Below are 13,225 nucleotides of genomic sequence, written 5' to 3'. Positions count from 1 at the left end.
CTCCCGTACCCGCCGCGCACCCCGCCCGGCGGCCCGTCCCGGGCCCCGCCGGTAACGCGCGCGCGGGCGCCCCCGCCGGACCCATAGGATTGGGGCCGAAACCAGCCCTCGACCAACAATGAGGATCGCCGCATGCCAGGCATCACGCGCGAGGAGGTCGCCCACCTCGCCCGGCTGGCACGTCTGGAGCTGACGGACGAAGAGCTCGACCACTTCGCCGGTCAGCTCGACGACATCATCGGCGCGGTCGCCCGCGTCTCCGATGTCGCCGACCAGGATGTGCCCCCGACCTCCCACCCGCTGCCGCTGACCAACGTCATGCGCCCGGACGAGGTACGGCCCTCGCTCACCCCGCAGCAGGCGCTCTCCGGCGCGCCCGCCGCCGCCCAGCAGCGCTTCAAGGTGCCGCAGATCCTCGGGGAGGAGGCATGACCGACGTGATCCACCGCACCGCCGCCGAGATCGCCGCACAGATCGCCGACGGCTCCGTCACCGCCACCGAGGTCGCCGAGGCGCACCTGGCGCGGATCGACGCCGTCGACGAGAAGGTGCACGCCTTCCTGCACGTGGACCGCGAGGGCGCCCTCGCCCAGGCCCGCGCCGTCGACGAGCGCCGCGCCGCCGGGGAGAAGCTCGGCCCGCTGGCCGGTGTCCCGCTCGCGCTCAAGGACATCTTCACCACCGAGGGCGTCCCCACCACCTGTGGCTCCAAGATCCTCGAGGGCTGGATCCCGCCCTACGACGCCACCGTCACCCGCCGGCTGAAGGCCGCCGGGGTGGTGATCCTGGGCAAGACCAACATGGACGAGTTCGCCATGGGCTCCTCCACCGAGACCAGCGCGTACGGCCCCACCGGCAACCCGTGGGATCTCACCCGCATCCCCGGTGGCTCCGGCGGCGGCTCGGCCGCCGCGATCGCCTCCTACCAGGCGCCGCTGGCGATCGGCACCGACACCGGCGGCTCCATCCGGCAGCCCGCCGCCGTCACCGGCACGGTCGGCGTCAAGCCCACCTACGGCGGGGTCTCCCGCTACGGCATGATCGCCTTCTCCTCCTCCCTGGACCAGGGCGGCCCGTGCGCCCGCACCGTGCTCGACACGGCGCTGCTGCACGAGGCGATCGCCGGGCACGACCCGCTGGACTCCACCTCCATCAACGCGCCGGTGCCCGCCGTCGTCGAGGCGGCCCGCAACGGCTCGGTGGCCGGGCTGCGGGTCGGCGTGGTCAAGGAGTTCCGCGGTGAGGGGTACCAGCCCGGCGTCATGGCCCGCTTCGACGAGGCCGTGGAGCTGCTGCGCGAGCTGGGTGCCGAGGTCGTCGAGGTGTCCTGCCCGTCCTTCGACAAGGCGCTCGCCGCGTACTACCTGATCGCGCCCTCCGAGTGCTCCTCCAACCTGGCCCGCTTCGACGCCATGCGCTACGGGCTGCGGGTCGGCGACACCGGCGGGCGCTCCGCCGAGGAGGTCACCACCCTCACCCGGGGCCAGGGCTTCGGCGACGAGGTCAAGCGGCGCATCATGCTCGGTACGTACGCCCTGTCGTCCGGCTACTACGACGCGTACTACGGCAGCGCCCAGAAGGTCCGCACCCTCATCACCCGCGACTTCGAGCGGGCGTTCGGCGATGTCGACGTGCTGATCTCGCCGACCACCCCGACCACCGCCTTCGCCATCGGCGAGCGCGTGGACGACCCGATGGCCATGTACCTGGCCGACCTGTGCACCATCCCCACCAACCTGGCCGGCAACGCCGCCATGTCGCTGCCCTGCGGCCTGGCGGACGAGGACGGCCTGCCCGTGGGCCTGCAGATCATCGCCCCCGCGATGGCCGATGAACGGCTGTACCGCGTGGGAGCGGCGGTCGAGGCCGGCTTCCAGGCACGCTGGGGACACCCGTTGCTGGAGGAGGCACCCGCGCTATGAGCAAGAAGACCAAGTCCAAGGCCAGTACGTACCTGTCGATCGGCACCACCCTGTTCGGGGCGATCGGCGTGGTCAAGCAGCTGCGCACCGCCCGTGAGGAGCGCGACGCGCTGGAGCTGGCCGACGCCGTCATCTCGGCCGCCGCGATCGTCACCGGCCTCGCCCTGCTGAGCCGGGAAGTGCGCCGCATCAACCGGGAGGCGGAGCTCGCCCTCCCCGAGCCCACTGACCGTGTGTGAGAGGTACGACCCGTGACCGTGACTGACGACCTGGTGTCGTACGAGGACGCCCTCGCGTCCTACGACCCCGTCATGGGCCTTGAGGTCCATGTCGAACTCGGCACCGCGACCAAGATGTTCTGCGGCTGCGCCACCACCCTGGGCGCGGAGCCGAACTCCCAGACCTGCCCCACCTGCCTGGGGCTGCCCGGCGCCCTGCCGGTGGTCAACGCCGTGGGCGTGGAATCCGCCATCCGGATCGGTCTCGCGCTGAACTGCGAGATCGCCGAATGGTGCCGGTTCGCCCGGAAGAACTACTTCTATCCGGACATGCCGAAGAACTTCCAGACCTCGCAGTACGACGAGCCGATCGCCTTCAACGGCTACCTCGACGTACAGCTGGACGACGGCACGATCTTCCGGGTGGAGATCGAGCGCGCCCACATGGAGGAGGACACCGGCAAGTCCACCCACATCGGTGGCGCGGCCGGCCGTATCCACGGCGCCTCGCACTCCCTGCTGGACTACAACCGGGCCGGCATCCCGCTGATCGAGATCGTCACCAAGCCGATCACGGGCGCGGGGGAGCGGGCGCCGGAGGTGGCCAAGGCGTACGTCGCCGAGCTGCGCGAGCTGATCAAGGCGCTCGGCGTCTCCGAGGCCCGCATGGAGATGGGCCAGATGCGCTGCGACGTGAACGTGTCGCTGCGCCCGCACGGGCGGGAGAAGTTCGGCACCCGCAGCGAGACGAAGAACGTCAACTCGCTGCGCAGCGTCGAGCGCGCCGTGCGCTTCGAGATCCAGCGGCACGCGGCGGTGCTGGACGGTGGCGGCGCCATCGTCCAGGAGACCCGGCACTTCCACGAGGAGAACGGTTCCACCACCTCGGGGCGGATCAAGGAGGAGGCGGAGGACTACCGCTACTTCCCCGAGCCCGACCTGGTGCCGGTGGCCCCGCCCAAGGAGTGGGTGGAGGAGCTGCGCGGCGAGCTTCCCGAACTGCCGCGCGCCCGGCGCAACCGGCTGCGCGAGGAGTGGGGCATCTCGGAGCACGAGATGCAGTCCGTGCTCAACGCCGGTGCGATCGACCTGATCACCGCCACCATCGAGGCGGGCGCCGATCAGGCCGCCGCGCGCAAGTGGTGGATGGGTGAGCTGGCGCGGCGGGCGAACGAGGCGGGCGCCGAGCTGGCCGCGCTGCCGGTGACACCGGCCCAGATCGCGCGGGTCGCGGCGCTGGTGGCCGAGGGCTCGCTGAACGACAAGCTGGCCCGGCAGGTCATCGAGGGCGTGCTGGCGGGCGAGGGCTCGCCGGACGAGGTCGTCGAGGCGCGCGGGCTGAAGATCGTCAAGGACGAGGGCGCGCTGGGCGCGGCCGTGGACGAGGCGATCGCCGCCAACCCGGGTGTGGCCGACAAGGTACGCGGCGGCAAGGTCGCGGCGGCGGGCGCGCTGGTCGGCGCGGTCATGAAGGCCACCCGTGGCCAGGCGGACGCGGGGCGGGCCAGGGAGCTGATCCTGGAACGCCTGGGCGTCCAGGGCTGAGCCACCCGCTCCGCGCGATAGGTACCAGGTGGGGGCGGCCCCGTCCGAGGAGGACGGGGCCGCCCCCACCGTCGTGTTCCGGTGCGGGTCGCCCGCCTCCCGGGCGGGTCACCGGCGGCCCGCACCGTCGGCGCCGGGTCCGGCTGCCGCGGTGCGGGGGCGCCGCCGCGCGCCGTCCGGATGTCGCCTAAGGACCCCCGGGCACCGGGATAAGGCACTCCCGGGGCGCGTCACGCGGCGTTCTCCCGATGTGCCGTCAGGGGCTGTCGGCGCACAGTGAAGGCATCGCCCGGCACCGGCCGGCGCGACGCACACCCGGGAGGGACGCCATGACCATGGAGTACGAACTGCACAAGCAGCGCGCCGCCGAACTGGAACGGGCCGCCGCCGAACGCCGCCGCGCCCGGCGGGCCGCCCCCACCGGTCGCCGGAAGCCGGCCGCGCCCGCCGCGGAGCGGGCGGCGCGCGGAGGATGGTCGACCGCGGCGTGAACGCCGGCCCCGACGGGATATCGGGTGTCGTGGCCGGTGTCGCCCGTGCGATGCTCGGGCAGGTGGAGAGCCCTCGGATCAGCCCTGTGTTCATCGGCCGGGAGACCGAACGCGCCGCCCTGACTGCCGCGCTGGGGCGGGCCGGGGCCGGGGAGCCGCAGGTCCTCGTCATCGGCGGTGAGGCGGGGGTGGGCAAGACCCGGCTGCTGGAGGAGTTCCTGGCCGCCGCCCGGGACGGCGGCGCCGTCACCGCCGTCGGCGGCTGCGTCGAACTGGGCGCCGACGGACTGCCCTTCGCCCCCCTGGCGTCGCTGCTGCGATCCCTGCACCGCCGGCTGGGCGACGAACTGACCGCGGCGGCCGGCGGCCGGGAGACCGAGCTGGCCCGGCTGCTGCCCGAACTGGGCGAGGCACCCGCCACGGGCGACGGCGAGCCGGACCGGGCCCGGCTGTTCGAGCTGACGGTCCGGCTGCTGGAGCGGCTGGCCCCGGCCGGACGTCCCCTGATCCTCGCGGTGGAGGATCTGCACTGGTCGGACCGCTCCACCCGGGAACTGCTCGGGTACCTCTTCCGCTCCCTCCAGGGCTCCCACCTGGTGGTGCTGGTCACCTACCGCGCCGACGAGATCCACCGCCGCCACCCGCTGCGCCCCTTCCTCGCCGAACTGGACCGGCTGCGCACCGTTCGGCGGCTGGACCTGGCGCGGTTCACCGAGCACGAGGTGGCAGCCCAGATGACCGCCATCACCGGGGCCGCGCCGGACGCCGCGCTGGCCAGGTCGGTGTTCGAACGGTCCGAGGGCAACCCGTTCTTCGTGGAGGAGCTGACCGCCGACGGCGGCGCGGCCAGTGCGGCGCTCAGCCCCACGCTGCGCGACCTGCTGCTGGTGCGGATGGAGGCCCTGCCCGAGCAGAGCCAGGAGGTGCTGCGGGTGGTGGCCGCGGGCGGTTCCTTCGTGGAGCACGCCCTGCTCGCCGAGGTCGCCGGCTGCTCCGAGGCCGACCTGCTGGCCGCGCTGCGCACGGCGGTCGGCGCCCACCTGCTGGTCCCCACCGAGGGCGGCGACGGCTACGCCTTCCGGCACGCGCTCATGCGCGAGGCGGTGCTGGACGATCTGCTGCCCGGTGAGCGCGCCCAGCTCAATCTCCGCTACGCGCGCGGTCTGGAGGCGGCCGGTGACGCCGTACCGGAGGATCAGCGCGCCGCCCGGCTCGCGGGGTACTGGTACCACGCCGGTCAGCGGGAGAAGGCGCTGCCCGCCGTGCTGGAGGCCGCGGTCCACGCCCGCCGCCGCTACGCCTACGCCGAGCAGCTGCGGCTGCTGGAACGGGCCCTGGAGCTGTGGGACGGGGTGCCGCAGCGGGTACGGGCAGGTCTGCGCCCGGTGGACTACGTCTGGGCCTATCCGGGCCCCTCCGGGGACGGCGCCCTGGACTTCGTCGATCTGCTGGCCGAGGCCACCATGGCGAGCCTGCTGTCCGAGGGGTTCGACCGGGCCAAGTCCATCAGCCGCCGTGCGCTGCGCGCCCTGGACGAGCACCGCGATCCGCTGCGCGCCGCGTGGTTCTGGCTGCAGCGTTCGCGGATGGACAACGGCCCCGAGCGCGGCGACGGCCGCGCCGAACTGCTCAGGGCCCGGGAGCTGGTGCGCGGACTGCCGCCGTCGGTGGTGCACGCCCAGGTGATGGCGCTGGACGCCGCCCGGCAGTCGTCGGGGGAGCCGGTGGGCCCGCAGATGTTCGAGTCGGCCGAGCGGGCGGTGTCGCTGGCCCGGCTGGTGGACGCCGAGTCCATCGAGCTGTACGCGCGCTTCACCCTGGCCTGTCTGCACACCGAGGCCGGCGACGCGGAGGAGGGCATCGCCGAGATGACGGCAGTGCTGGAGCGGGTGCTGGCCCGTGGCGAGGTGAGTCTGCTGGGCCGCTGCCTGGTCAACTTCGGCGTCACCGTGGCCGAGGCCGGCCGGCTGGACCTGGCGCTGGAGATGACGGAGCGCGGGCTGCTGCTGGCCGACCGCTTCGGCCTCGCCGACACCACCAGCTGGCTGTCCTGCAACCGGGCGATGGTGATGCTGCACCGGGGCCGCTGGGCGGAGGCCGCCGCCTCGCTCAGGACGGTCGGGGAGCGGACCCGAACCGACACGCCGCGGGCCGCCGCACGGGTGATGGCGGCCCAGCTGGCGTTGCTGCGCGGCGATGTGCCGGCCGCCCGCGCCGAACTGGCCGCGGTGCACGCGGGCTTCCGCACCCCGGAGCTGCGCCGTGACTTCCTGATCGGGCTGAACCGGGTGGAGCTGGAGCTGGCGGTGCGGGCGGGTGACATCCGGCTGGCCAGGCAGCTGTTCCGGGTGTCCGTGGCGGGCGGTGCGCCGCCGTTCAACGCCAGCCACCTGTGGGGGCTGTTCCACGCGGCGGCCCGCGCGGAGTCGGACACCCGGGGGCTGCCGGAGGCGGACGAGGGCCGCCCGGAGGCGGTCCGCCTGATCCGCGAGGCCATGGCACCCGTATCCCGGCGCTCGCCGCTGTGGGCCGGCATCGGCCGGGTGGTCGATGTGGAACTGCTGCGTGCCGAGAGCAGGGATACGGCGGGGCGCTGGGCCGAGGCGGTGGCCGGCCTCGAACCGCTGGGGCTGCCCCACCACCTGGCCGATGCCCGGGTGGGCTGGGCGGAGGCGCTGCTCACCCGGGACACGCAGGCGGCGGGGGAGGAGCGGGAACGGGCGGCCCGGCTGCTGCGGCAGGCGCGCACGGTGGCGGCCGAGCTGGGCGCGGCGCCCGTGGTGGCCCGCGTCGATCAGCTGGCGGCGCGCACCCGGGTCGCGCTGGAGCCCCGTCCCGTGCCCGCACCGGAGCGGCCGGCGGCGACGTCCGCACCCGAGGACCCGTTCGGGCTCACTCCCCGGGAGCGGGACGTGCTGGCGCTGGTCGCCGAGGGGCGCAGCAACCGGCAGATCGCCGAGCGGCTGTTCATCTCGCCCAAGACGGCGAGTGTGCATGTCTCCAACATCCTGGCGAAACTGTCGGTCACCAGCCGCGGTGAGGCCGCGGCCCTGGCGCACCGGCTCAGGCTGCTGGCGCCCGTGACCCCGGGACGCTGACGGTGACCCGGCCCGACTCCAGATCGATCGGGCCGGCGCCACCGGGCGCGTTGCTGCCCTCGTCGACCCGGTCGAACTCCAGCCGCCAGGCCTCTTCCTCGGTGTGGTACCCACTGGGCCGGAACAGCGCTTCCATCAAGCTGAACGGGTTGGGCATCCTCGCCTCCCAGGTCGAGAACCGATCCTCGTCTTATCGGAAAGGACGATGAGAAGGGTCCGGGAGTTCCGCCGCGGGGGCCTTACCCGCCGCCGCCCGCCGGCGCCCCCCACCGCGGCCCGCCTAAGGACCCCGCCGTACGCGCGGATGCGCAGGCTGCCCGATGTGCCCGCCCCACCTGCCCGAGGAGTGTGGAGGCATCCAGAGATCAGCCACCACGGCGAAGGCGGGGACCCCATGTACGGCGAGCTCAACATCGACATCGTCCGGGAGCGCATCGAGAGCCTGCGGCGCGAGGCGCGCCACGAGCGCCTGCTGCGCGAGGCCGGCCGGGCACGGCGGGCGGCCGACGCCGCGAGGCCGGCCGCCACGGAGGCGGACGAGGGGGAGAAACGGAGCGTACGGGCGTTCGCCCCCCGCCGCTGGCTGCGGGTCCGCGCGTGACAGCCGCCGCTCCCGCCCCCTCCTCCGCCCCCGAAACTCCCGGGAGCTTGTCGGACGGATGTGCGATCCTGCGAAACATGCAGATCAGATCCGTCAGCCCGGTGTTCGTCGGACGTGACAAGGAGAGCGCCGCCCTGGACCGCGCACTCCGTGAGGCGGACGACGGCACCCCGCAGGCGGTCCTCATCGGGGGCGAGGCGGGGGTGGGCAAGACCCGGCTGCTGGAAGAGGCACTCTCCCGGGCCGCCCGGGACACCGGAGCCCTCACCGTCGTCGGCGCCTGCGTGGAGGCGGGTGCCGACGGCCTCCCGTTCGCCCCCGTCTCCACACTGCTGCGCGGCCTGCACCGCCGGTTCGGTGACGAACTCACCCAGGCCGCAGCCGGATTCGGCGACGAACTGGCCCGGCTCCTGCCCGAACTGGGCGAGCCCACCGCACCCCCCGCCCCGGCCGGCACCGAGGAGGGCCGCGGACGGCTCTTCGAACTGACCGCGCGCCTGCTGGAAACCCTCGCCAGGACCCGCACCCTGGTCCTGGCCATCGAGGACCTGCACTGGTCGGACCGCTCCACCCGCGAACTGCTCAGCTACCTCTTCCGCTCCCTGCCGCGCGGCCGGGTCCTGCTGCTGATGACCTACCGCTCCGACGACATCCACCGCCGCCACCCGCTGCGCCCCTTCCTCGCCGAGCTGGACCGGCTGCGCACGGTGCGGCGGATCGAACTGGAGCGGTTCACCGTCGACGAGGTCCGCCGCCAGCTGGCCGGCATCCACGGCAGCGAACCCCGGGCCCGGGTGGTCGAGCAGGTCTACGCCCGCTCGGACGGCAACGCCTTCTTCGTCGAGGAGCTCGCGGGCTGCCTCAAGGGGAACGAGCCGCCCGGCATGATCAGCGACTCGGTGCGCGATCTGCTGCTGGTCCGGGTCGAGGCGCTGCCCGAGACCGTCCAGCGGGTGATCCGGATCGCCGCCAGGGGCGGCTCCCGGGTGGAACACGCCCTGCTGCGCGCGGTGGTCCCCGGCGACGAGGACGAGCTGATCGAGGCGCTGCGCACCGCCGTCGGCGCCAACCTGCTGCGGGTGGACGAGGACGACAGCTACCGCTTCCGGCACGCCCTGGTACGGGAGGCGGTCATCGACGACCTGCTGCCGGGGGAGCGGTCACGGCTCTCCCGCCGCTACGCGGAGGCGCTGGAGGCGGACCCGGCGCTGGTGTGCGCCGACGAACGCCCCGCCCGGCTGGCGGGGTTCTGGTACCAGGCCAACGACCCCGCCAAGGCGCTGCCCGCGACGCTGCGCGCGGCGGACGCGGCCCGCGGCCGGCACGCGTACGCCGAGCAGCTGAGGATGCTGGATCGCGCCCTGGAACTGTGGGACAGCGTGCCGGCGGAGATCAGGACCGCGCAGCGCCCGGCGCGGGACGTGGAGTCGTACCCGCTGTGCGACTGTGTGGACGAGACCCTGGCCCACCTGGACCTGCTGGCCGAGATCACGCTGACCGCCCGGCTCGCGGGGGAGCCGGAGCGGGGCCTGTCGGTGGCCAGGCGGGCGCTGCGCATCATCGTGGAGCCGGAGCATCCGCTGCGCGCGGCGTGGTTCTGGAGCCAGTCGTCACGGCTGCTGCGCCATCTGGCCCGGGGTACCGGCTGGGAGGAGCTCAAGCGGGCCCAGGCGCTGCTGGCCGGGTTCGACCCGTCCCCCACCCACGCCCATGTGCTGACCGAGGCCGCCACCTGGGGGGTGCTGTTCGACGCGGGGCCCGACGCGCTGGAGACGGCGCGGCAGGCCGTGGACCTGGCCCGTGCCATGGGCAACGAGGAGGCCGAGCTGCACGCCCTGGTAAGCCTGGGCGGGCTGATGACCGAGACCGGCGCGGGCGAGGAGGGCATCGCCGTGATGCGGGCGGCGGCCGAGCGGGTGCAGGCCGGACACCACGTCAACGTCTTCACCCGCAGCCACGTCAACCTGCAGTCGGTCCTGGAGACCGTGGGCCGTTCCCGGGAGTCCCTGGAGGTGGGCGAGGAGGCGCTGAAGCTCACCGACCGGTGGCGGCTGCGGCAGACCGCGGTGTGGCTGCACCGCAACCGCGGTGACGCGCTGTACTCCCTGGGCCGCTGGGACGACGCGGCGACGGCGGGGCGCACCGCCGCCGCCGACGCGGCGTCCCCGGTGAACCGGGCGCTGTCGGCCGAGTTCGTCGCCCAGGTGGCGCTGGCACGCGGCGAGTACGAGGTCGCGGAGGCCGAGATCGCGGTGATGACCGAGCAGTACAACGCGTACGACCGGTCGGTGCAGCACGCCCACCCGGCGGCCCGCTGCAAGCTGCTGCTCGCGGCGGCCCGGGGCCGGATCCTGGACGCGCGGGAACTGTTCGCCGGGGCCGTGGCGGCCGGGCTCGCGCCGGGCGCCGGCAGTTACACCTGGCCGTTGGTGCACGCGGCGGCGGTGGCCGAGGCGGACGCGGCCGGGGTGCCGGCCGCCGCCCCCGGGCGGGCGGAGGCGATCGGCCTGATCCGTACGTACGCGGCCGGGCTCCGCCGCCACTATCCGGTGTGGCAGGCCCACGCGGAGCTGGTCGAGGCGGAGCTGCGGCGGGCCGAGGGTACGGTGCGGGCGGCCGACTGGGCCGCGGTGATCGCCGCGCTGGAAGGGCTGGAGCGTCCCTACCTGCTCGCACAGGCCCGCGCGCACGGCGCGGAGACACTGCTGGCGGACGGCGACCGCGAGGGCGCGGGCGCGCTGCTGATCCAGGCGTACGAGGCGGCCCGTGCCCTGGGCGCGGTACCGCTGACGCGCGGAGTCGAACTACTGGCCCAGCGCGCCCGGCTGCCGCTTGCTCCCGCCGCCGGCCCCGGGACGGCGGGGCGGGACGACCGGGGGTTGACCCGCCGCGAACGCGACGTCCTGGCCCTGGTGGCGGCCGGCCGCAGCAACCGGCAGATAGCGCAGGAACTTTTCATCTCCCCGAAGACGGCCAGCGTCCATGTCTCCCACATCCTGGCCAAGCTGGAGGTGTCGGGCCGCGGGGAGGCGGCGGCGCTGGCGCACCGGCTGGGCCTGCTGAGGGAGGAACGGGTCACCCCGCACCGCTGACCCGCGGACCGTGGAGGGAGCCGCCCGGCTCCCCGCGGCCCCGGGGCCGGGACATCATTCCCAGGAGCCCTGGGCCGCGGGCAGCGCCGCGATCTCCTTCAGGTCCTGCGGCGTCAGCCGGACCTCGTCGGCCGCCGCGTTCTCCCGCGCCCAGTGCTCCTGCTTGGTGCCGGGTATCGGTATCACGTGCCGCCCCTGCGCCAGCAGCCACGCCAGCGCCACCTGGGCGACCGTCGCCCCCGCGTGCCGGGCGGCCACCCGGCGCAGCCCCGCCACCAGCGGCTGGTTGGCCGCCATCATCTCCGCCGTGAAGCGCGGGTGCCGGGCCCGCAGGTCCTCCGGTTCGAAGCCGACGCCGGGCGTCAGCGTGCCGCTGAGGAAACCGTTCCCCAGCGGCATCGCCGCCAGCAGCCCGATCCCCCGCGCCTCGCACCACGGCAGCAGCCCGCGCAGCGCCTCGGGCGACCACACCGACAGCTCCGCCTGGACGGAGTTCACCGGGAACACCTGCTGGATCCGGCTGAGCACCCGCAGCGTGCGGTCGTACCGGTCAGGTGCCACCGCGCCGCCCCGTACGCCGCGCCCGTGCCGGCCGCGTGGCTCCAGCGCGCACAGCCCCAGCGCCCGCACCTTTCCGGCCGCCACCAGCTCGGCCATCGCCCCCCAGGTCTCCTCCACCGGCACATCGGGATCGATCCGGTGCAGCTGGTACAGATCGATCACATCGGTCCGCAGCCGGCGCAGCGACGCGTCGCAGGCGCGCCTGATGTAGGAGGGGCGGCCGTTGGCCACGATGTGCCGCTCGCCGGCGAGCAGCCCGCACTTGGCGGCCAGGTACACCTCGTCCCTGCGCTCCTTCAGCACCCGGCCCAGCAGCAGTTCATTGGTGTACGGGCCGTACATGTCCGCCGTGTCCACCAGCGTGCACCCCGCGTCCAGCGCGGCCCGCACCGTCCGCAGCGAGCCCTGTCTGTCCCGCTGGGAAGCCGAATACGCCCAGCTCATCGGCATGCAGCCCAGACCGATGGCCCCTACCCGGACCGCCCCCGTGCCGATCGTCCTGTACCGCACCGAACCGTTCCTTCCCCACTGTGCCCCCGCTGTGCCCCGTCGTGCCCGGTCCCCGCCGTCCCGCCGTCCGCGTCCTCCAACGTAACCGGCGCGGCCGACAGCTTCGCCGGAAGGGCCGTCCAACGGCCGCGCGTAGCCTGGCGGTCATGACCACAGGAGATGTCTGGCTGCCCCTGCCACCCGCCGAACTGGCCCCCCTGCCCGCCTCGCTCACCTACGTCCACTGGAACGGCGAGGAGGAGTTCCCCGCCGACCCCGCCGACTGCGTGTTCTACACGGTGCCCTACATGAAGGGCCCCGAGGTCGCGGTGCGCCCGCTGCCGCACATGCCCCGGCTGCGCGTGGTGCAGACCCTGACGGCGGGCGTGGACCACATGCTGCCCGCCGTACCGACGCTGCCCACCGGGGCCCTGCTGTGCAACGCCGGGCCGCTGCACAACACCTCCACCGCCGAACTCGCCCTCACCCTCACCCTGTCCGCGCTGCGCGGCGTCCCGAAGGCGGTGCGCGACCAGGGTGCCGAGCGCTGGGACACCCGGCTGTGGACCTCCCTGGCCGACCGGCGGGTGCTCATCGTCGGGTACGGCGGGATCGGCGCGGCCATCGAGGAGCGGCTGCTGCCGTTCGAACCGGCCGAGGTGGTACGGGTCGCCGGCCGGGCCCGTACCTCCCCGCGCGGCCCGGTGCACGCCTCCACCGATCTGCCGGCGCTGCTGCCGGGGGCGGAGGTGGTGATCGTGGCGACGCCGCTGACCGAGGCGACCCGTGGTCTGGTCGGGGCGAAGTTCCTGGCCGCGCTGCCGGACGGCGCCCTGCTGGTGAATGTCTCACGCGGCGCGGTGGTGGACACCGGGGCGCTGCTGGCGGAGCTGGAGTCGGGCCGGCTGCTGGCCGCGCTCGATGTCACCGACCCCGAGCCGCTGCCCGCCGGGCATCCGCTGTGGCAGGCGCCGGGGGTGCTCATCACCCCGCATGTCGGTGGCCCCTCCACGGCGTTCAGGCCGCGTGCCGAACGTCTGGTCCGGGCCCAGCTGGAACGGTTCGCGGCGGGGGAGACCCCCGAGTACGTGGTGGCCGAAGCCGAATAGATCACATGAGTCACATCAATCACACAGTGAGATGAGTTCGCTACGCATCGTGCAGAGGGTCCCCCTCATTATCACTCTGGGTTGAATGCCTATGGCGCT

General features: G+C 74.1%; 11 protein-coding genes. 9 read left to right on the top strand and 2 right to left on the bottom strand.

Translation table 11 applies throughout. From position 1 onward, the window contains the following. Window positions 1–132: 132 nt before the first annotated feature. From gatC to H7827_RS06405, 6 genes are all read left to right on the top strand, one after another. On the top strand, window positions 133–432 hold the full coding sequence (gene gatC, locus H7827_RS06430) for an Asp-tRNA(Asn)/Glu-tRNA(Gln) amidotransferase subunit GatC (protein WP_019434265.1): 300 nt from the start codon (window positions 133–135) through the stop codon (window positions 430–432). Continuing rightward, on the top strand, window positions 429–1,922 hold the full coding sequence (gene gatA / locus H7827_RS06425) for an Asp-tRNA(Asn)/Glu-tRNA(Gln) amidotransferase subunit GatA (protein WP_030738845.1): 1,494 nt from the start codon (window positions 429–431) through the stop codon (window positions 1,920–1,922). Before gatC ends, gatA begins: the two co-directional genes overlap by 4 nt. Then, on the top strand, window positions 1,919–2,161 hold the full coding sequence (locus H7827_RS06420; protein WP_030738856.1) for a hypothetical protein: 243 nt from the start codon (window positions 1,919–1,921) through the stop codon (window positions 2,159–2,161). Before gatA ends, H7827_RS06420 begins: the two co-directional genes overlap by 4 nt. A 12-nt stretch (window positions 2,162–2,173) precedes the next feature. Beyond that, window positions 2,174–3,685 carry an Asp-tRNA(Asn)/Glu-tRNA(Gln) amidotransferase subunit GatB gene (gene gatB / locus H7827_RS06415; RefSeq protein WP_432743316.1) on the top strand — a complete coding sequence of 504 codons (1,512 nt, stop codon included), beginning with the start codon at window positions 2,174–2,176 and terminating at the stop codon, window positions 3,683–3,685. Window positions 3,686–4,014: 329 nt separating this feature from the next. After that, window positions 4,015–4,176 carry a hypothetical protein gene (locus H7827_RS06410; protein WP_386539446.1) on the top strand — a complete coding sequence of 54 codons (162 nt, stop codon included), beginning with the start codon at window positions 4,015–4,017 and terminating at the stop codon, window positions 4,174–4,176. 50 nt (window positions 4,177–4,226) lie between these two features. Continuing rightward, window positions 4,227–7,274 (top strand): helix-turn-helix transcriptional regulator, encoded by a 3,048-nt coding sequence (locus tag H7827_RS06405; RefSeq protein WP_432747945.1) that lies wholly within the window; start codon window positions 4,227–4,229, stop codon window positions 7,272–7,274. Here H7827_RS06405 and H7827_RS06400 read toward each other — a convergent pair. Then, a complete protein-coding gene (locus H7827_RS06400) occupies window positions 7,240–7,431 on the bottom strand; it encodes a DUF6191 domain-containing protein (protein WP_030738866.1) in 192 nt (63 codons plus the stop codon). The two genes, H7827_RS06405 and H7827_RS06400, sit on opposite strands and share 35 nt — an antisense overlap. Window positions 7,432–7,668: 237 nt before the next feature. On the opposite strand from H7827_RS06400, the gene H7827_RS06395 reads away from it, so the two are divergent. After that, window positions 7,669–7,875 carry a hypothetical protein gene (locus tag H7827_RS06395; RefSeq protein ID WP_432743313.1) on the top strand — a complete coding sequence of 69 codons (207 nt, stop codon included), beginning with the start codon at window positions 7,669–7,671 and terminating at the stop codon, window positions 7,873–7,875. A gap of 77 nt (window positions 7,876–7,952) precedes the next feature. Continuing rightward, window positions 7,953–10,967 carry a helix-turn-helix transcriptional regulator gene (locus H7827_RS06390; protein ID WP_432743311.1) on the top strand — a complete coding sequence of 1,005 codons (3,015 nt, stop codon included), beginning with the start codon at window positions 7,953–7,955 and terminating at the stop codon, window positions 10,965–10,967. Window positions 10,968–11,021: 54 nt separating this feature from the next. Here H7827_RS06390 and H7827_RS06385 read toward each other — a convergent pair whose 3' ends face one another. Continuing rightward, window positions 11,022–12,038, bottom strand: a complete 1,017-nt coding sequence (locus tag H7827_RS06385; protein ID WP_432743309.1) for an aldo/keto reductase — start codon at window positions 12,036–12,038, stop codon at window positions 11,022–11,024. Window positions 12,039–12,184: 146 nt separating this feature from the next. Here H7827_RS06385 and H7827_RS06380 point away from each other — a divergent pair, with 146 nt between their 5' ends. Beyond that, window positions 12,185–13,126: a 2-hydroxyacid dehydrogenase gene (locus H7827_RS06380; RefSeq protein WP_432743307.1), complete on the top strand. Its 942-nt coding sequence runs from the start codon at window positions 12,185–12,187 to the stop codon at window positions 13,124–13,126. Window positions 13,127–13,225: the final 99 nt, after the last annotated feature.

This window comes from Streptomyces sp. JH002 (genome assembly GCF_050916115.1).
Lineage (GTDB): Bacteria > Actinomycetota > Actinomycetes > Streptomycetales > Streptomycetaceae > Streptomyces > Streptomyces xiamenensis.
Note: the sequence above shows the minus strand (reverse complement) of the source record. Positions and strands in the feature narration are given on the sequence as shown.